Annotated in this window: 16 protein-coding genes; 6 read left to right on the forward strand and 10 right to left on the reverse strand. The window is 67.9% G+C overall.

Features of this window, described 5'->3' with window-relative positions; all coding sequences use genetic code 11:
• Positions 1-38: 38 nt before the first annotated feature.
• Both E5S69_RS27225 and E5S69_RS27230 read right to left on the reverse strand, forming a co-directional pair.
• A complete protein-coding gene (locus E5S69_RS27225) occupies positions 39-731 on the reverse strand; it encodes a glutathione binding-like protein (protein WP_171517565.1) in 693 nt (230 codons plus the stop codon).
• 155 nt (positions 732-886) lie between these two features.
• Positions 887-2,149: an acyl-CoA dehydrogenase family protein gene (locus E5S69_RS27230; RefSeq protein WP_171517566.1), complete on the reverse strand. Its 1,263-nt coding sequence runs from the start codon at positions 2,147-2,149 to the stop codon at positions 887-889.
• 178 nt (positions 2,150-2,327) lie between these two features.
• Between E5S69_RS27230 and E5S69_RS27235 the strand changes: the two genes are divergently transcribed.
• The 3 genes from E5S69_RS27235 (at position 2,328) to ggt (ending at position 6,816) form a co-directional block, all read left to right on the forward strand.
• A complete protein-coding gene (locus E5S69_RS27235; RefSeq protein ID WP_171517567.1) occupies positions 2,328-3,266 on the forward strand; it encodes a LysR family transcriptional regulator in 939 nt (312 codons plus the stop codon).
• Between the two features lie 256 nt (positions 3,267-3,522).
• A complete protein-coding gene (locus E5S69_RS27240; RefSeq protein WP_171517568.1) occupies positions 3,523-4,680 on the forward strand; it encodes a CAP domain-containing protein in 1,158 nt (385 codons plus the stop codon).
• 255 nt (positions 4,681-4,935) lie between these two features.
• Entirely contained in the window at positions 4,936-6,816 is a 1,881-nt protein-coding gene (gene ggt / locus E5S69_RS27245) for a gamma-glutamyltransferase (RefSeq protein ID WP_171517569.1), read from the forward strand.
• 83 nt (positions 6,817-6,899) lie between these two features.
• On the opposite strand, the gene E5S69_RS27250 is transcribed toward ggt, so the two are convergent.
• The 5 genes from E5S69_RS27250 to E5S69_RS27270 form a co-directional block, all read right to left on the reverse strand.
• Entirely contained in the window at positions 6,900-7,649 is a 750-nt protein-coding gene (locus E5S69_RS27250) for a hypothetical protein (RefSeq protein WP_171517570.1), read from the reverse strand.
• A 126-nt stretch (positions 7,650-7,775) separates the two neighbouring features.
• Complete coding sequence (locus E5S69_RS27255) at positions 7,776-8,852, reverse strand: phosphotransferase (protein WP_171517571.1); 1,077 nt, start codon at positions 8,850-8,852, stop codon at positions 7,776-7,778.
• Positions 8,853-8,906: 54 nt separating this feature from the next.
• Positions 8,907-9,635, reverse strand: coding sequence for a histidine phosphatase family protein (locus tag E5S69_RS27260; protein WP_171517572.1), 729 nt, complete (start codon positions 9,633-9,635; stop codon positions 8,907-8,909).
• Between the two features lie 67 nt (positions 9,636-9,702).
• Complete coding sequence (locus E5S69_RS27265) at positions 9,703-10,482, reverse strand: oxepin-CoA hydrolase, alternative type (RefSeq protein WP_171517573.1); 780 nt, start codon at positions 10,480-10,482, stop codon at positions 9,703-9,705.
• A 51-nt stretch (positions 10,483-10,533) separates the two neighbouring features.
• Positions 10,534-12,057 (reverse strand): 3-hydroxyacyl-CoA dehydrogenase, encoded by a 1,524-nt coding sequence (locus E5S69_RS27270; protein ID WP_171517574.1) that lies wholly within the window; start codon positions 12,055-12,057, stop codon positions 10,534-10,536.
• Between the two features lie 187 nt (positions 12,058-12,244).
• Here E5S69_RS27270 and E5S69_RS27275 point away from each other — a divergent pair, with 187 nt between their 5' ends.
• The gene (locus E5S69_RS27275) at positions 12,245-12,886 is read left to right on the forward strand and encodes a glutathione S-transferase (protein ID WP_171517575.1); all 642 of its coding nucleotides are present in this window, start codon (positions 12,245-12,247) and stop codon (positions 12,884-12,886) included.
• A gap of 73 nt (positions 12,887-12,959) precedes the next feature.
• Here E5S69_RS27275 and E5S69_RS27280 read toward each other — a convergent pair whose 3' ends face one another.
• Together E5S69_RS27280 and E5S69_RS27285 are read right to left on the reverse strand one after the other, a co-directional pair.
• Positions 12,960-14,132: a pyridoxal phosphate-dependent aminotransferase gene (locus E5S69_RS27280; RefSeq protein WP_171517576.1), complete on the reverse strand. Its 1,173-nt coding sequence runs from the start codon at positions 14,130-14,132 to the stop codon at positions 12,960-12,962.
• A 71-nt stretch (positions 14,133-14,203) separates the two neighbouring features.
• Positions 14,204-14,743 carry a PIN domain-containing protein gene (locus E5S69_RS27285; RefSeq protein WP_171517577.1) on the reverse strand — a complete coding sequence of 180 codons (540 nt, stop codon included), beginning with the start codon at positions 14,741-14,743 and terminating at the stop codon, positions 14,204-14,206.
• Positions 14,744-14,792: 49 nt separating this feature from the next.
• Here E5S69_RS27285 and yaaA point away from each other — a divergent pair, with 49 nt between their 5' ends.
• Both yaaA and E5S69_RS27295 read left to right on the forward strand, forming a co-directional pair.
• Entirely contained in the window at positions 14,793-15,578 is a 786-nt protein-coding gene (yaaA, locus tag E5S69_RS27290; RefSeq protein ID WP_171517578.1) for a peroxide stress protein YaaA, read from the forward strand.
• A 38-nt stretch (positions 15,579-15,616) separates the two neighbouring features.
• Positions 15,617-16,750 carry a M14 family metallopeptidase gene (locus tag E5S69_RS27295; RefSeq protein ID WP_171517579.1) on the forward strand — a complete coding sequence of 378 codons (1,134 nt, stop codon included), beginning with the start codon at positions 15,617-15,619 and terminating at the stop codon, positions 16,748-16,750.
• Between the two features lie 84 nt (positions 16,751-16,834).
• Here the strand turns inward: E5S69_RS27295 and E5S69_RS27300 are convergent, their stop codons facing one another.
• Positions 16,835-17,632: a BspC domain-containing protein gene (locus E5S69_RS27300; RefSeq protein ID WP_423766668.1), complete on the reverse strand. Its 798-nt coding sequence runs from the start codon at positions 17,630-17,632 to the stop codon at positions 16,835-16,837.
• Positions 17,633-17,665: the final 33 nt, after the last annotated feature.

Here is a 17,665-nt window from a genome sequence, read left to right on the forward strand (position 1 = left end):
ATGCGCATGCAGCGCAGCCGCCGGCTGGCGCGCCGCGTTCAGTGACGCTTGTACTGGGTGGCGCCGAACAGCACTTCGCGCGCCTTGTCGTCCTGCAGCGCCTTGCGCGCGCTGGCCAGCACCTCCACGCCGCGCTTGACCGCGGGGCGCTCGGCGATCCCGTTGAACCAGCGTTTCAGGTGGGGGTAGTCGTCCAGCTCGACGCCCTGGTTCTGCCAGCTGCGTAGCCAGGGGAAGGTGGCGATGTCGGCGATGGTGTACTGGTCGCCGGCCAGCCATTCATGCTTCGACAACTGCGTGTCGATCACGCCGTACAGGCGCCTGGCTTCATTGGTGTAGCGGTTGACCGCGTACTCGATCTTTTCGGGCGCATAAATGCGGAAGTGATGCGCCTGGCCCAGCATCGGGCCCACGCCGCCCATCTGGAACATCAGCCACTGCAGTGCCTCGTACTTGCCGCGCACGTCCTCGGGCAGGAACTTGCCGGTCTTGCCGGCCAGGTAGAGCAGGATCGCGCCCGATTCGAACAGCGCGATCGGCTTGCCGTCGGGACCGTCCGGGTCGACGATGGCGGGAATCTTGTTGTTGGGGCTGATCTTCAGGAAGTCCTCGCCGAACTGGTCGCCGGCGCCGATATTGATCGGGTGGACCTGGTACTCCAGTCCGCACTCCTCAAGCATGATGTGGACTTTGTGGCCATTGGGCGTAGCCCAGCTGTAGACGTCGATCATTGCAAAAGATCTCCTGGCTTCATTCGTGGGAGCGGCCACATCAACCACTGACGTGGCGAACCGCGCGATTTAAGCACAGAAGAAAAAAACGCGCAGCCAGGCTGCGCGTTTTCCACACTGCCGGCAGGGGCGGGCCCGCCGGCGCGTCCGGGCGGTCAGAAGCCGCGTGCCACCGGCATCCGGATGGTGTCCGGGTTGACGTTCATGTGCTTGGCCAGCTCCAGCTTGGCAATGGCGTTGCGGTGCACCTCGTCCGGGCCGTCGGCAAGGCGCAGGGTGCGCTGATGCGCCCACCAGTTGGCCAGCGGGAAATCGCTGGACACGCCGGCGGCGCCATGGACCTGGATGGCCCAGTCGATCACCTTGAGTGCCACGTTGGGGGCCACCACCTTGATCATCGCGATCTCGGCCTTGGCCACCTTGTTGCCAACCGTATCCATCATGTACGCAGCCTTGAGCGTCAGCAGGCGCGCCATCTCGATCTCGCAGCGGGCTTCGGCGATGCGCTCCTGCGTCACGCCCTGGCTCGACACCGGCTTGCCGAACGCCACGCGCGACAGCGCGCGCTTGCACAGCAGTTCCAGCGCGCGCTCGGCCACGCCGATGCTGCGCATGCAGTGGTGGATGCGGCCCGGCCCGAGGCGGCCCTGCGCAATCTCGAAGCCGCGGCCTTCGCCCAGCAGGATGTTGGTGACCGGCACGCGCACGTTCTTCAGCTCGATTTCCATATGGCCGTGCGGCGCGTCGTCGTAACCGAACACCGGCAGGAAACGCTTGATGGTGATGCCCGCGGTATCGGCCGGCACCACGACCATCGACTGCTGCTCATGGCGGCCGGCGTCGGGATTGGTCTTGCCCATCACGATGTAGACCTTGCAGCGCGGGTCGCCGGCACCCGACGACCACCACTTGGTGCCGTTGATCACGTAGTGGTCGCCATCGCGCTCGATGCGGCATTCGATATTGGTCGCGTCCGACGAGGCCACCGCGGGCTCGGTCATCAGGAAGGCCGAGCGGATCTCGCCGGCCAGCAGCGGCTCAAGCCACTTGTCCTTTAGTTCCTCGGAGGCGTAGCGCTCCAGCGTCTCCATGTTGCCGGTGTCGGGGGCCGCGCAGTTGAACACCTCGGCCGACCAGGGCACCCGGCCCATGATCTCGCACAGCGTGGCGTATTCCAGGTTCGACAGACCCTGCGGGGCGCGCGGCGAGCGCGGCAGGAACAGGTTCCACAGGCCGGCAGCGCGGGCCAGCGGCTTCAGTTCCTCGATCACCTTGGTCGGGATCCACGCGTTGCCGGCGCGGCGGTTCGCGTCGATCTCTTCGGCGAAGCGCTTTTCGTTCGGATAGATGTGCTGGTCGAAGAAGGCCAGCAGCTTGGCCTGCATTTCCTTGACCTTCGGGCTGTACTCGAAATCCATGTGGTCTCCTCGCTACGGGATCAGTGGGCGCCGGCATTGCATCGGCGCCGAAAGGCTTCATCGCAGAATTGGGACTGGGCCGATGCAATGCACTCTATCTTAAAGACGTTAATTAGAAAAATGAATTTTCTGGATTTGACAGTATCAATTCCCTGCATTCCGTGCCAGAATCACCGGCATGCAGCTCGCCCGCATCGACCTCAACCTCTTCGTCGTGTTCGACGCCATCTACAGCGAAGGCAGTATCACCGCGGCCGCGCGCCAGCTCAACCTGACGCAGCCGGCGGTCAGCCACGCGCTGGGCCGACTGCGCACGCTGTTCGACGATCCGCTGTTCGAGCGCCGTGGGCAGGGCATGGCGCCCACGCCGCTGGCCCGTTCGCTGGCGGCCGAGGTGCGCAGCGCGCTGCAGTCGTTCGCGCGCACGCTGCAGGATACGCCGCACTTCGACCCCACCAACACCGTGCGCCGCTTTACCATCGGCATGCGCGACGCGCTCGAGTCGACGCTGTTGCCGCCGCTGATGAGCCGCGTCACGGCGATGGCGCCGCAGGTGGAGATCGCCGCAATCCGCTTCGACCGGCGCGAGATGGAATCGGAGCTGCTGGCTGGCACGCTCGACGCCGCGCTCGACATCCTGCTGCCGGTGTCGCCCGCGATCCATCACGCGCCGTTCATGGCCGACCCGATGGTGGTGCTGGCGCGGCGTGATCATCCGCTGGTGAAGAAGGAGCTGACGCTGGAGCGCTACCTGGCGGCCGAGCACGTGCATGTGTCGTCGCGCCGGCGCGGGGCCGGACTGGAAGACCAGGCGCTGCACCGCATGGGCCTGACGCGCCGGGTGCGGCTGCGCTGCCAGCATTACGCCGCGGCGTGCCGCGTGGTCAGCTGCACGGACCTGCTCGCCACGCTGCCGCTGCGCTATGCGCGCATCGCCAATGAACCGTATGCCAACCGGCTGCTGTCGCTGCCGTTCAAGGTGCCGTCGCTCGAGCTGCACCTGTACTGGCACGCGGGCGGCGAGAATGACGGCGCCAACCGCTGGCTGCGCGAGCAGCTGATGGCGGTGATGGCCTCGCTCGGCAGCGGCATGGCCGACGTGGCGGCGGCGGGCTGACGAGGCCCCGCCGTACCTTGGCGCAAGGCCAAGTCGCCGCGGGTGCGGCGCGCGCGGGTCACACGTAAGCAATTGTTCGCGGGCTAGACCGTCGCGGTCCCGCCCCATACCATCTTGCGGCCTTTCTGCCCCGGTGCAGCCACAGCGAGCCCGTCCTCTGCACGGCGCCCGCGAGGTTTTGCCGCGCCGGTTGTCCGCTGCCGCGAAACCCCGTGGCAGACCAGTTCGCCGAACTCCACCACGACGCTTCAGACCGATGATTGGGAAACGCTTGCCAGCCGATTGCCATGCCATGCCGTCGCGCCGCGCGCGGCACACCACGCTGGCCCTGACCACGCTCTGTACCGCCGCGGTGCTGGCCCTGGCCGCCTGCGGCGGCGGCGATGGCGGCGACGGTGGCGCGCCCGCTGGCGGCCAGAGCGGAGCCACGTCTGCGTCCCCGACATCCCCCACCGGTTCTACGCTCACCACGGCGGGGGCCTGCTATACCGTCAGCGGTCCGGTGCCTGCCGCCGCATCGGGCAGCGGCGTCTCGCTGCTGCCGGCGCGCGGCAGCGCGGTCAGCGACTATCGCGTGCTGGACGAGCCGCGCACCGCGGGCCTGTGCTATGCCAACTATCGTCGCGAGCAGGCGGGCCTGCCGCCGCTGGCCCCGCGCGACCCGCTCAACGCTGCCGCACAGGCCCACACGGACTATATGCTGGCCAACGCCACGTTGACGCACGATGAGAGCAGCGCCAATCCGGGCTACACCGGCGCCACCGCCGATGAGCGCATCCAGGCCGCCTATCCTACCGACGCCACCGCCGAAGTGGTGGCCGGCGCCAACCGCTGGACCTCGCTGGCCAATGCGCAGCTGTCGATGTCGCCCAAGGATGCACTGGTGTCGGACCTGGTGGATGCGCCGTTCCACCGCGCCGCGCTGCTGGGCAGCTATGGCTCGGCCGGCAGCGGCTTTGCCGAGCGCGTCGGCGCCAACGGCAGCGGCACTTCAGCCAGCTACTACCAGACCGTCGACCTCGCCGACCCGATCAAGGGTGGCAGCGACAACCAGATGGTGGCCTATCCGTTCGACGGCCAGAACGACGTGCCGGTCAACTGGGTCAACACGGAAAGCCCCAATCCGGCACCGGGCTATGAAAGCCACACCATGGGCTACCCGGTATCGCTACAGGCGATCAATACCTCGCTGCAGTTCGATGCCGACAACTTCGTCATTACTGATGCGCAAGGCAACAACGTCGACTGCATCAAGGTCGACAGCCGCTCCTCGGGCCTGAGCAGCGCGGCGCACGGCCTGGCGTTGTGCACGCCGGTAGCGCCACTGGCGAGCCAGCAGCGCTATACCGTGCGGGTGACGGGCCGGCTTGGGGCGCAGCCGGTGGACCTGAGCTGGTCGTTCACCACGCGCTGACCCTTGCGCCAGCGCCTGCGGCGCCGCTGCGCGGGGTTGCATGCTGTTCTCCTAAGTGAAGTGGCCGCGGGCAGGTGGCCGGCACGACGGCCTGTCGATGAAACCGGCCACCCCCAGCCGGCGCGGTTGAGGCGGGCGAAATATACTTTTCTCGCCGCCCGGTGCCAGGCCGGATAGGGCGAATGCCAGACTTTCGCCTCCCGGGATGCCCGGATCGCCACTACAATCGTTTGATCCTTTTCCCGGAGATACCGCATGGCTCACCCTGACCTCACTTCGATGGCATGGCGCGGCGCGCTGGCGCTGGCCCTGTCTGCGCTGCTCGGTGCCTGTGGTACCCCGGGCGCAGGCACGGCCACGCCGGCCGCTGCCGCTGCGCCCGCGGCTGCGACCCCGCCCGCGGCGATGCCGCCTGCGCCGGAAGTGGCCTCGGGCTACCGCCCCGGCATTGCCACCGTCTACGCGCAGCGCCATATGGCAGCCGCGGCCAACCCGCTCGCCACCGAGGCCGGGCGCGCCATGCTGCGCCAGGGCGGCTCGGCGATCGATGCCGCCATCGCCATGCAGGCGGTGCTGACGCTGGTCGAGCCGCAGGCCACCGGCATTGGCGGCGGCGCGTTCATCATGTACTGGGACGGCAAGAACGTGCAGGCCTTCGACGGCCGCGAGACCGCTCCCGCAGGCGCCACCGAAAACCTGTTCATGCGCCCGGACGGCAAGCCGATGGCGTTCAGCGAGGCCCAGATCGGCGGGCGCTCGGTCGGCACGCCGGGCGTGATGCGCGCGCTGGAGATGGTCCACCGCAAGCACGGCCGCCTGCCCTGGGCCAGGCTGTTCCAGCCCGCCATCGACCTGGCGGAGAAAGGCTTCCCGATCTCGCAGCGGCTCTACACGCAGGTCGCGGCCGACAAGTTCCTGGCCGGTTCGCCGGAGATGGCCGCCTACTTCCTCGATGCCCAGGGCAAACCCAAGCCGGCCGGCACGGTGCTGAAGAACCCGAAGCTGGCACAGACGCTGCGCGACCTTGCGCGCCGCGGCGCCGGCGTGCTCTACGGCGGCCCGATCGCGCGCGATATCGTGGCAAAGGTGAACAGCGGCAGCAATGCCGGCTCGCTGTCGCTGGCCGACCTGGGCAGCTACCGCGCCAAGCAGCGCGTGCCGGTGTGCACCGACTACAAGCGCTGGAAGATCTGCGGCATGCCGCCGCCGTCGTCGGGCGGCATCGCCATCGCGCAGATCCTCGGCACGCTGCAGGCGCTGGAAACCAGGAACCCCAAATACGCGCTCGCCGCGCTCAAGCCGCAGGCCGTGAACACTCCGGCGGTGCTGGAGGCCCATCCTGACGCCGTCCATGCGATTGCTGAGGCCGATCGCCTGGCTTATGCCGACCGCGGCCTGTACGTCGCCGATGCGGACTTCGTGCCGGTCGACGTCAGCGGCATGGTCAACCCGTCTTACCTCGCCGCGCGCGCCGAACTGATCGGCGAGCAAAGCATGGGCAAGGCCCAGCCGGGTACCCCGCCAGGCGCCACGGTGGCCTACGCGCCGGACCGCTCGCCGCCGCGCATTTCCACCTCGCAGATCGTCGCTGTCGACGATCGCGGCGGCGCCATCTCGATGACCACCACGATCGAGTCGTACTTCGGCTCGCATCTGATGGTGCGCGGCTTCATGCTGAACAACCAGCTGACCGATTTCTCGTTCGTGCCCAGCGAAAACGGCAAGCCGGTGGCCAACCGCGTGCAGCCGGGCAAGCGCCCGCGTTCGTCGATGGCGCCGACGCTGGTGTTCGACCGCGAGAGCGGCCAGCTGGTGGCGACGGTCGGCTCGCCGGGCGGCTCGCAGATCATCGAGTACGTATCCAAGACGCTGGTCGGCATGCTTGACTGGAACCTGGATCCGCAGGCGGCGATCGGCATGGGCAACTTCGGCAGCCGCAACGGCCCCACCGAAGTGGAGCAGGGCCTGGTGTCGCCCGGCCTGGTGCAGGCGCTGCAGCAGCGTGGCCACCAGGTGGCGGCGATCGAGATGACTAGCGGCACGCAGGCTATCGTGCGCCGCCAGGGACCGGACGGGAAGACGGTGTGGGCCGGCGGCGCGGATCCGCGGCGTGAGGGGGTGGCGCTGGGGGATTGAGTGCGCTGGCGCGCGAGGTCACCAGGACGAAAGCCTGGAATGGCGTCGGTCGGTCGTCACCGTCCGGATCGAGCTATTCCCGGCTATGCGTCCATATAGCTCTGGTATTCGTACCGCGCGCCGAGAACTCGGGCAATCTCTGTCAGCGCGGCAGCGATGGCCTGGGAGCGCGAGTCTGAACGGCTGAGCAACAGTTCGAATCGGCTCGACCGATAGAGTTCGGCGTTCGTACCCGGCGGCCGGTCCCGGGCGGCAACCTTGAACTCGATCTCCACCTCGTAGTAGCCACTGCCCTTGGCCGGAAGGACGTCGGTGAAATGCACTGCGCAGATCACCCAGTAGCGGAAGCGGAAACTTTCGTTGCCGAGCCGGAATCCGGACCAGGCAAGGTCCCGCGAGCGGAACACCACGAGCGCATCGTGCGCATGCGTCGTCGCATCGTGCTGATCCGCCAGTTCCATGCCGGAAACCATTGCGGCATCGGAACCATCGCTGCCGGTCTCGACTTCAAGATATTTGTCGATCGTCGCCATCAGGTCTTCATAGAAGCGGCGGGTGGCTTCGCGCCGGCCTTCCGCCTCGTCCGTCAGCAGCAGCCGTTTGAAGCGCGCCCGCTCTCCGAGCTGGAGTGGCACTTCAGGTCGTTGGTGGGGTGTCTCTTCAGCGGGGGCAGTAGCGAGCATGCCAGTGACGCGATCCGAAACCCAGAACAGCAAGGCTGACTGCAGGGCCGGCACCACGATCAGGGTGGCCAGGCCGGCGAGGGCGCCATAGTCTGACCAGACCATCGACGCTGCGATGGCGGCAGGGAGCAAGTAGTAAAGCCAGAACATCCTGCGATTTCATTGCTTCTGTGGATTCTGGCGATTATGCCGGGCTTTGCCGCGCCGAAAAGAAAACGCCCCTGCAAGCCTGCAGGCTTGCAGGGGCGTAGCGATGGATCGCTCCGGCCTCAGACTTCAGCCCTTCGCCTTCTTCGCATACTCCCATCCCATCTCGGCCATCGGCCGCGCGCGCTTGCCCGCGTCGGTGGCCTGCGCCGACGACGCGGTGCCGTCGACCACGCGCTTCATGATGCCCTGCAGGATGCCGGCGATGCGGAACATGCTGAAGGCCAGGTAGAAGTTCCAGTCGCCGGTGATGGGGCGCCCGGTGCGCTGCTCGTACAGGCGGCGGTAGCTGGCTTCGTCGGGGATGCCAAGGGCGGCGAAATCCAGGCCGGCGATGCCGCGGAACTGGCCCGGCGCGATATGCCAGCTCATGCAGTGGTAGCTGAAGTCGGCCATCGGATGGCCCAGCGTTGACAGCTCCCAGTCCAGCACCGCCAGCACGCGCGGCTCGGTCGGATGGAACATCAGGTTGTCGAGCCGGTAGTCGCCATGCACGATCGAGGTCAGGTCGGCGTCTTGCTGCGGGATGTGCTGCGGCAGCCAGTCCATCAGCGCGTCCATCGCCGGGATCGATTCGGTCTCGGACAGCTTGTACTGCTTGGTCCAGCGCTCGATCTGGCGCTGGAAGTAGTTGCCGGGCTTGCCGTAGTCGCCCAGGCCGATGGCGTTGTAGTCCACCGAGTGCAGCGCGGCGATGACGCGGTTCATCTCGTCATAGATGGCGCTGCGCTCGGCCGGGCTCATGCCGGGCAGCGACTGGTCCCACAGCACACGGCCGGCGACGAATTCCATGATGTAGAAGGCGCGCCCGATCACGGATTCGTCCTCGCATAGCGCATACATGCGCGCCACCGGCACATCGCTGCCGGCCAGCGCCGCCATCACGCGGTATTCGCGCTCGATCGCATGCGCCGACGGCAGCAGCTTGCTCTTGGGGCCCGGCTTGGCGCGCATCACGTAAGTCTGGCCCGGTGTGACCAGCTTGAAGGTCGGGTTGGACTGGCCGCCCTTGAACTGCTCCACGGTCAGCGGGCCGGCGAAGCCGTCCACGTGCTGGCGCATCCAGGCTTCCAGCGCGGCGGTGTCGAAGCGCTGCTGGTCGGACACCGGGCGCGTGCCCTCGAAGTGCGATACGTTGCTCGTCATGCTGTCTCCGTTGGTTTTCTGTCGGGTTCGATGAGGAATCAAGGGCCGTGAACGTCAGCCGGTCGGCTGCCGTCCGCGCAAATACTGGTGCAGCAGCACTTCCATGGTGGTGTGGCGCGAGCCGCTATGCACCGGCGTGGGCGGCGAGTAGTTGGTCATGCGCACCACCCAGTCGAGCGGGCCGTCGCCCATGTCGAGCACGTTGATGCAGCCGGCGGTCTGCAGCAGCGAGCCGAAGAACACGCGCCGCCCGCAGCTGATGGCCTGCGACAGGATGGCGCGGTTGGTGCCGCCATGCAGCACCATCAGCACGGTATCCCAGTCGGGGTCGTCGCGCAGTCGCGCCAGCGCGGGCAGCACGCGGTCCAGGAAGGCGCCGATGGTCTCGCCGTTGAGAAAGCGCTTGTGCTCGGGCACTTCGCCTTCGAAGGCGCCGACGAAGGCGTCGCGCAAGTCTTCGCTGGCAATCGCGGACAAGTCGCCACCGCGAATTTCCTGCAGCGCGGGCCAGACCTCGGGAACGATGCCGTCCATCTGCGGCAGCTCCGCCAGCACGCGCTCGGCGGTTTCCACCGTGCGCGGCAGGCCGCTGACAATGACACGGTCGAAGCGGACCTGCTCGGCGGCAAAGGCGCGGCCGGCGGCGGTGGCCTGCATGCGGCCGGTCTCGTTCAGGGGCACCATCTCGGGCAGGCTGGTGCGGCGCCCGGCCTCGTCGAAGTAGGAAACGGCACCATGCCGCGTCAGGTAGATGCGGCGACGCGAGGACGGCGGCAATTCCATGCGTGTCTCCTTGCTGTGTCGGCATGCCCGTCTGGCGCGGACTGGCCGTCGTGATGATCCGGGCGGATCAGCGGTACTGCGGCTTGCGCTTCTCCAGGAAGGCGCTGATGCCTTCGCCGCCGTCGGGGTGATGCAACGCGGCGACGAAGCTGTCGCGCTCGGCCAGCAAATGCTCGGCGCGCGAAGCGGTGGCGGCATGGTTGATCAGCGCCTTGATGCGGCCCACCGCATGCGGCGACTGCCGCGCCAGACCCGCCGCCAGGCGCAGCGCCTCGTCCAGGGCCTGGCCCGGCTCGGTGACGCGGTTGACCAGCCCGAACTGCGCCAGCCGGCCGGCGTCGACCGGCTTGCCTTCCATCATCAGCTCGCTGGCCAGCGGCCGCGGCAGCGCACGCGCGATCTCGTACGAGCCGCCGCCGTCGGGCGTCAGGCCCACCGAGACGTAGGCCATCACGAACTTCGCATCGCTGGCCGCCACCACGAAGTCGCAGGCCAGCACCACCGAGAAGCCCGCGCCCGCCGCCGCGCCTTCCACCGCCGCGATGATCGGCTTGGGAAACGCGTGCAGGGACTCGATCCAGCCGTTCAGCAGCGCAATGCTGGCGGCCTGCACCTCGGGCGGCTGGCTGCGGTTGCCCAGCAGCCGGTTGAGGTTGCCGCCGGCGCAGAAGATGCCGTCCGCGCCGGTGATGATCACCGCGCGCAGCGAGTCATCCGCCGCCGCCTGTTCCAGCGCCTGCTGCGAGGCCGCGTAGATATCCGGGTGCAGCGCGTTGCGTGCCTCGGGGTTCGAGATGGTCAGTACCAGCGTCGAATCGACGCGGCTGGAAAGCAGCTGTGCGGGCATGGGTGTGGCTCGGTGGGGCGTGCTGTGGGGGCGGCCGCGACGGCGGACGGCTTACTGCTCTTCGGCCAGCAGCGACAGGCCCAGGCCGGCACGGCGCCACAGCCACGGGCTCGGGCGGTAGCGCATGTCGCCGGTCAGCGCTTCCATGTTGCGCAGCGTCTCGAGCACCAGTTGCGGGCCGACCGCGTCGCCGAGCGCCAGCGGGCCCTTGGGGTAGCCCAAGCCGAGGTTCACGGCGAGGTCGATGTCCGCCGGCGTGGCGATGCGCTGCTGCGCGATATCGCTGGCGATGTTGATGATGCAGCAGAGCACGCGCTGGGCGACAAAGCCGGCCGAGTCGCGGATCACCGTGACCGGCACGCCGTCGCTGGCAAACAGGCCGTGCGCGGCGTCGCGCGCGGCGGCGCTGGTGGCCGGCGTGGTCATCAGCGTGCGGCGCTTGGTCGCCTCGAACGGCAGCAGCGTGTCGATGGCGACGGTGCGGGCCGGGTCCAGGCCCTGCTGCAGCGCGCTGGTGGTGGCGTCCAGGCCCAGCGGCGTGACGATGATCAACGCGTCGGCCGAGGGCTGGTTGCCGCCTTCCGGGGTCACGCCCAGCGCGCCCAGCAGCTTCGTCACCATGGCATGGCCACGCTCGCTGGCGTGGCTGACCCAGACGCTCGACGGGCGCGCGGCCGGCACGGCGGCGGCGGCCGGCACTTGTTTCTGGCCATCGGCGTAGGCATAGAAGCCGGCGCCAGCCTTGCGGCCGATCAGGCCGCCGACCGCGCGGATCGCGGTGATCGGCGACGGCCGGTAGCGCGGTTCCTGGTAGAACTGGTTGTAGATCGATTCCATCACCGGATGCGACACGTCCAGCCCGGTCAGGTCCATCAGTTCGAACGGCCCCATGCGGAAGCCGGCCTGCTCGCGCATGATGTTGTCGATGTCGGCAAACTCGGCCACGCCTTCCTGCGCGGCCTTCAGGCCTTCGATATTCATGCCGCGGCCGGCATGGTTGACGATAAAGCCCGGCATGTCCTTGCAGCGCACCGGCGTATGGCCCATGCGGCGCGACAGCGCCATCAGCGCGTCACCCACGGCGGGGTTGCCGGACAGGCCGTCGATGACTTCAACCACCTTCATCAGCGGTACCGGGTTGAAGAAGTGGTAGCCGGCAATGCGGCCCGGGTGCTTCGCCCCGACGGCAATCGCGGTGATCGACAGCGACGAGGTGTTCGAGGCGATGATCGCGTCCGTGCGCAGGACCGCTTCCAGCTTCGCGATCAGGTCGCGCTTGACCTCCAGCTTCTCGACGATGGCTTCGAGCACCATGTCGCAGCCGGACAGGTCTTCGAGCGCGCCGCAGGGTTTGACGCGGGCCAGCGTGGCCTCGGCGTCGGCGGCGCTGATCTTGCCCTTGTCGGCCAACTTGGCCAGCGTGTCTTGCAGGTACTTGCGCGCGGCTTCCACCGCCTGCGGGTTGGCGTCGTACAGGTTGACGGTCAGGCCGGCCTGCGCGGCGATCTGTGCGATGCCCCGGCCCATGGCGCCGGTGCCGACGATACCCAGCGTATCGATGGTGAAAGTGCTCATCATTCGTCCCAAAAGTTGTGGTTAAATTAGCACGATCGTACGTTTTTTGCACCTTCCGCGACAGATGGACAGGGCAGGCCGCGTGCGCTGATCGGCCAGCCGGTACACTGCAGGCCCCGGATGGTCCACAATCACCCGATCCACGCCGTGCGATGCGTGGACCTTTCCTATAACGGAGACAGACGACATGCTGAAGCTCTGCGGTTTCGCCGCCAGCAACTACTACAACAAAGTGAAGCTGGCGCTGCTGGAAAAGGACGTGCCGTTCGAAGAAGTGCTGGCCTGGCTCGGCGAGACCGACCCCGCGGCCACGCCCGCGGGCAAGGTGCCCTACATCATCACCGAATCCGGCCCGCTATGCGAGTCCGAGGCGATCGCCGAATATGTCGAGGCGGCGTATCCGCAGAAGCCGCTGCTGCCGGCCGACCCGTTCCAGGCCGCCAAGGTGCGCGAGCTCATCGTCTTCATGGAGCTGTACCTGGAGCTGACCGCGCGCGAACTGTACCCGGAGGCCTTCTTCGGCGGCAAGGTCAGCGACGGCGTCAAGGAGCGCCAGCACAAGCTGCTGAGCCGCTATATCCCCGCCTTCGCCAGGCTGGCGAAGTTCTCGCCGTATATCGCCGGCGACAGCTTCACGCTGGCCGATTGCGCCGCCGCGGCGCACTTGCAGCTGGTGTCGTCGTGCACCAAGATCATCTACGGCACCGACATGCTGGCGGACCTGCCGGTCAAGGACTACCTGAAGACGCTGTCGGCGCGCGAATCGGTGCAGAAGGTCAACGCCGACCGCAAGGCCAATCTCGAGCTGATGATGAACCGCAACAAGTAAGGCACGTCGGCCACCAAGGCAAAACGCCCGCGATGGCATCGCGGGCGTTTTCATTTGCGGCGCGGGCGGGCGCCTACAGCTTGCCCAGCCGCTCGAGCGCCAAGGCCAGCGTTTCATCCTTCTTGGCAAAGCAGAAACGCACCACGCCCGATTCGCGCGGCTGCGTGTAGAAGGCCGAGACCGGGATCGCGGCCACGCCGATCTCGCGCGTCAGCCACATGGCGAAGTCGGCCTCGCTCAGGTCCGAGATGGCGGAATAATCGACGCACTGGAAATAGGTGCCGTCCGACGGCAGCAGCTTGAAGCGGCTGTTGGCCAGACCGGCGCGGAACAGGTCGCGCTTGGCCTGGTAGAACGCCGGCAGCTGGAGGTAGGGCGCGGGATCGGCCAGGTATTCGGCCAGCCCGTGCTGCACCGGCATGTTCACCGTGAACACGTTGAACTGGTGCACCTTGCGGAACTCGGCCATCAGCGCGGCCGGCGCGGCGACGTAGCCGACCTTCCAGCCAGTGACGTGGTAGGTCTTGCCGAAGCTCGAGATCACAAAGCTGCGGCGCGCCAGCTCCGGATGGCGCGACACCGAGGCATGCGGCTGGCCGTCGTAGACCATGTGCTCGTAGACCTCGTCCGACAGCAGCAGGATGTCGGTGCCGGCCAAAATCTGCGCCAGCCGCTCCATGTCGGCCGCGCGCCAGATCGTGCCGGTGGGGTTGTGCGGCGTGTTGACGAGGATCATGCGCGTGCGCGGCGTGATCGCGGCGGCGAGCTTGTCGAAGGGCACGCGGAACGCCGGCGCTTCCAGCGTGACCGGCACGGCGGTGGCGCCGGCCAGTTCGATTGCGGGCAGGTAGCTGTCGTAGCACGGCTCCAGCACGATCACCTCGTCGCCGGGATGCACGGCGCACAGGATCGCGGTCAGGATGCCCTGGGTGGCGCCCGCGGTGACGGTGATTTCGCTGTCCCAGCTGTACTGGTGGCCATACAGGCTGGCGATCTTGGTGGCTATGGCCTGGCGCAGGCGCGGCACGCCCGCCATCGGCGGGTACTGGTTGTGGCCCGCACGCATGGCGCCGGTCACGGCATCGATGATGCGCGGATCGCAGTCGAAGTCCGGGAATCCCTGGCCCAGGTTGACCGCGTTCTTCTCGGCGGCGAGCGCCGACATCACGGTGAAGATGGTGGTGCCGACGCCGGGCAGGCGCGATGGCGGCGGCGTCAGGGGGGCGAGCGTGGTGTCTGCGGACATAGGGCGCGAGTCGAAGCGATGGGAACGGTAGCGGTCAGGCGTGCGGCATGGCGGCGCCGCGAGCCGCCATTCTAAAGCGGATCGGCGGCGGCGGCCGGACCCAGCGTGGCCAGCCAGGCGCCGAATGCCGGCGGCGTCATCACTTCCACGCCGCTGCTGCGGCGCAGCCGGGTGCGCAGCTTGAGCACGGCCTTGTCCTTCGATACCAGGCAGGCGGCGCCGCCAAAATGGGCCAGTTCGATGAACTTCTGGTCGTCGGTGTCCTTGCAGCGCGGCAGGCGGATCGCGTCGCAGTCGGCCTGCGGTGGCGCCGCTTGCACGCTGGCGAGCCGGTCGACGGTGGCCAGCGCCGCGCCGATATCGACGTCAAAGCGCGCAAATTGCGGATAGGCCAGCACCCGGCGCAGTTCCTCGCGGCAGTCGGCGCGGATCACCGGGGCGATGGTGCCGGCTTCCAGCGCGGCGCGGATCGGCTCGACGTGCGGATCGCGGAACACGAGCAGATCGACCCAGATGTTAGAGTCCAGCACCACGCGCGGCGCGGATGTGATGCCGGCGGGGCGGTCGGGCGTGCCGGCGGGCGGGGTGGTTGCGGTGGGGTCGAGGCGCATTCGCTACAATCTGGGCTTGTTTGTCCTTGGCTACTGCCGCGATTTTGCCATGCTCATCGTTTTGTCTCCCGCCAAGTCGCTGGACTACGAGACTCCCGCCCGCATCAAGACCCATACGCTGCCGCGCTTCATCGACCGTTCCGCCGCGCTGATCGAGCGCCTGCGCCGGCTGGCGCCGCAGGACGTGGGCGCGCTGATGGACATCTCCGACAAGCTCGCGGTGCTTAACGTGACGCGCTACGCCGACTGGTCGCCCACGTTCACCGCCGCCAACAGCAAGCAGGCGGCGCTGGCCTTCAACGGCGATGTCTACGACGGCCTGGACGCGAAGTCGCTGTCGGCCGAAGACCTGGGCTTTGCCCAGAAGCACCTGCGCATCCTGTCCGGCCTGTACGGCGTGCTGCGGCCGCTGGACTGGATGCAGCCATACCGGCTGGAAATGGGCACGCGCCTGGACAACGCCGCCGGCAAGGACCTGTACGCCTTCTGGGGCGACGACGTCACGCAACTGCTCAACGCCGACATGACCGCGCTCAGGCAGGAGGGCGCACCGGTGCTGGTCAACCTGGCCTCGGAAGAGTATTTCAAGGTGGTGCGGCCCAAGGTGCTGCAGGCGCGCATCATCACGCCGGTGTTCGAGGACTGGAAGGGCGGCCGCTACAAGATCATTTCGTTCCATGCCAAGCGCGCGCGCGGCACCATGGCGCGCTACGCGGTGACGCACCGCGTGACCGAGCCCGACAAGCTCAAGCGCTTCGCCGAAGACGGCTACGCCTTCGACAAGGCGGCCTCGGACGCGACCCGCTGGGTGTTCCGCCGCCGCCTGGAAGACTGAGAACGCGTCCCGAAACCATCGCCACGAGCCCGCCAGCCATGCTGCATATCTCTTCGCATTTCGATTCCGGTGCCATCGAAGTCGAGGCGCTCGACCGCGCCGACGACATCCGCCTGCGCATCCGTGCCGATTCGCACGCCGACTTCCGCCAGTGGTTCCATTTCCGCTTGCAGGGCGCGGCCGGGCAGGCGTGCCGCATGCATTTCCTGAATGCGGGCGATTGCACCTATCCGGACGGCTGGCGTGACTACCGCGCGGTTGCGTCCTACGACCGCGCCAACTGGTTTCGCGTGCCGACGCGTTTCGACGGGCAGGTGATGACCGTTGAGGTCACGCCCGAGCACGACAGCATCTGGTTCGCGTATTTCGAGCCGTATCCGGACGAGCGCCACCTGTCGTTGCTGGCGAGCTGCCAGCGCTCGCCGCTGGCGCGGCTGTCGCACCTGGGCAGCACCGTCGACGGGCGCGACATGACGCGCGTCACCATCGGCCAGCCTGGCCCGGGCAAGTCGACCATCTGGATGATCGCGCGCCAGCATCCGGGCGAGAGCATGGCCGAGTGGTTTGTCGAGGGCGTGCTGCAGCGGCTGACCGGCACCGGCATCTGGGCCGGCGACCCGGTCGCGCGCAAGCTGCTCGAGCGCGCGGTGTTCCATATCGTGCCGAACATGAACCCGGACGGCTCGGTGCGCGGCAACCTGCGCACCAACGCCGCCGGCGCCAACCTGAACCGCGAGTGGATGGCGCCGAGCCCCGATACCAGCCCCGAGGTCTACCACGTGCGCCGCGCCATCGAGGCCAGCGGCTGCGACATGTTCTTCGATATCCATGGCGACGAGGGCCTGCCCTACAACTTCGTCGCCGGCAGCGAGATGCTGCCGGGCTTCACCGAGGCACGCCGGCGCCAGCAGCAGCGCTTTATCGAGGCCTTCAAGCGGGCCTCGCCGGACTTCCAGGACGTGCATGGCTATGCCGCCAGCAAGTACAACGCCGACGCGCTCAAGCTGGCGTCCAAGTACATCGGCCATACCTTTGGCTGCCTGGCGCTGACGTTGGAGATGCCGTTCAAGGACAACGCCGACCTGCCGGATCCGGCGGTCGGCTGGAACGGCGCGCGCAGCGCGCTGCTGGGGACGGCGATGCTGCAGGCGATGCTGGATTATCTGGGCTGAGGCATCGGCATCCGGACGGTTGTCTCCCCTCTTCCGCAAGCGGGAGAGGGAAGACAACCAACGCCCGCATGGGCGTCCCCAGGCCTATTGCTTCTTCTTGCTCTTGCCGCTCGTCTTGCCCGAGGCGGAAGTGGACTTCGCCGAGGTGGACTTCACCGACTTGCCCGAAGCCTTGCCCGACTTCGACGCCGTGCTTTTCCCCTTCGCGCCCTTGCGGCTCTTGATGGCCGACGTGCCCGTGGCAGTGGGCACCGCCGGCGCGGCGGCCGGCTCGCTGATGGTGGCGCCGCTGCTGTCCAGCAGCTCATACGCCAGCATCATGCCGTCGTCATAGCCGCAACGCACCTTGACCGGCTGCCAGTCGTCGCTGCCCTTGCGCTTGTGCGCGGTGGCGGCGAAGGTCACCACCGAGCTGACCGGCACGGCCTGCTTGCCCGGCGAGAAGCGGCCATTCCACGATTCTGTGGTGGCCTGTCCCGTGGCGAGGGCGCCGGTGGGGATCTTCAAGGCATCATAGGAGGCCGAGCGCGGCACCACCCAGCTGGCGTGGGCGGCGCAGTCGGCCACGTCGCTGCTGGCATTCTCGGTCTTCATCAGCTGCTCGCGCATGCGCGCGCGGTACTCGGACAGGCTGACGCGGCCGCGCTCGGGCAGGTTGATGGTCTTGACGGGAGGCGGGGTGGAGACGGTCGGGGCGGGGACGGCGGCGGGGCGGGCGGGTGCCGCGGCAGGTGCGGCGGATGCGGGCGCCGGGCTGGCCGCGGTGCTGCCGGTGGCCTCGTCCGGCATGTTGGCGCAGCCAGCCAGCGCGATCGCGCCGGCTACTGCGGCGGCCACCATGCGGAGCCGGCCGCCGAGCATTGCGGAGATTCGTCGGATCACGGTGTGAGCGGTGTGTGCTTGCCTGGGGATTGC

Source organism: Cupriavidus necator (assembly GCF_013141915.1).
Lineage (GTDB): Bacteria > Pseudomonadota > Gammaproteobacteria > Burkholderiales > Burkholderiaceae > Cupriavidus > Cupriavidus necator_B.

What these genes read in the sequence shown, in the direction of transcription:
- E5S69_RS27225 (WP_171517565.1), bottom strand. Translation starts at nt 731, where the DNA reads ATGATCGACGTCTACAGCTGGGCTACGCCCAATGGCCACAAAGTCCAC.
- E5S69_RS27230 (WP_171517566.1), bottom strand. Translation starts at nt 2,149, where the DNA reads ATGGATTTCGAGTACAGCCCGAAGGTCAAGGAAATGCAGGCCAAGCTG.
- E5S69_RS27235 (WP_171517567.1), top strand. Translation starts at nt 2,328, where the DNA reads ATGCAGCTCGCCCGCATCGACCTCAACCTCTTCGTCGTGTTCGACGCC.
- E5S69_RS27240 (WP_171517568.1), top strand. Translation starts at nt 3,523, where the DNA reads ATGATTGGGAAACGCTTGCCAGCCGATTGCCATGCCATGCCGTCGCGC.
- ggt (WP_171517569.1), top strand. Translation starts at nt 4,936, where the DNA reads ATGGCTCACCCTGACCTCACTTCGATGGCATGGCGCGGCGCGCTGGCG.
- E5S69_RS27250 (WP_171517570.1), bottom strand. Translation starts at nt 7,649, where the DNA reads ATGTTCTGGCTTTACTACTTGCTCCCTGCCGCCATCGCAGCGTCGATG.
- E5S69_RS27255 (WP_171517571.1), bottom strand. Translation starts at nt 8,852, where the DNA reads ATGACGAGCAACGTATCGCACTTCGAGGGCACGCGCCCGGTGTCCGAC.
- E5S69_RS27260 (WP_171517572.1), bottom strand. Translation starts at nt 9,635, where the DNA reads ATGGAATTGCCGCCGTCCTCGCGTCGCCGCATCTACCTGACGCGGCAT.
- E5S69_RS27265 (WP_171517573.1), bottom strand. Translation starts at nt 10,482, where the DNA reads ATGCCCGCACAGCTGCTTTCCAGCCGCGTCGATTCGACGCTGGTACTG.
- E5S69_RS27270 (WP_171517574.1), bottom strand. Translation starts at nt 12,057, where the DNA reads ATGAGCACTTTCACCATCGATACGCTGGGTATCGTCGGCACCGGCGCC.
- E5S69_RS27275 (WP_171517575.1), top strand. Translation starts at nt 12,245, where the DNA reads ATGCTGAAGCTCTGCGGTTTCGCCGCCAGCAACTACTACAACAAAGTG.
- E5S69_RS27280 (WP_171517576.1), bottom strand. Translation starts at nt 14,132, where the DNA reads ATGTCCGCAGACACCACGCTCGCCCCCCTGACGCCGCCGCCATCGCGC.
- E5S69_RS27285 (WP_171517577.1), bottom strand. Translation starts at nt 14,743, where the DNA reads ATGCGCCTCGACCCCACCGCAACCACCCCGCCCGCCGGCACGCCCGAC.
- yaaA (WP_171517578.1), top strand. Translation starts at nt 14,793, where the DNA reads ATGCTCATCGTTTTGTCTCCCGCCAAGTCGCTGGACTACGAGACTCCC.
- E5S69_RS27295 (WP_171517579.1), top strand. Translation starts at nt 15,617, where the DNA reads ATGCTGCATATCTCTTCGCATTTCGATTCCGGTGCCATCGAAGTCGAG.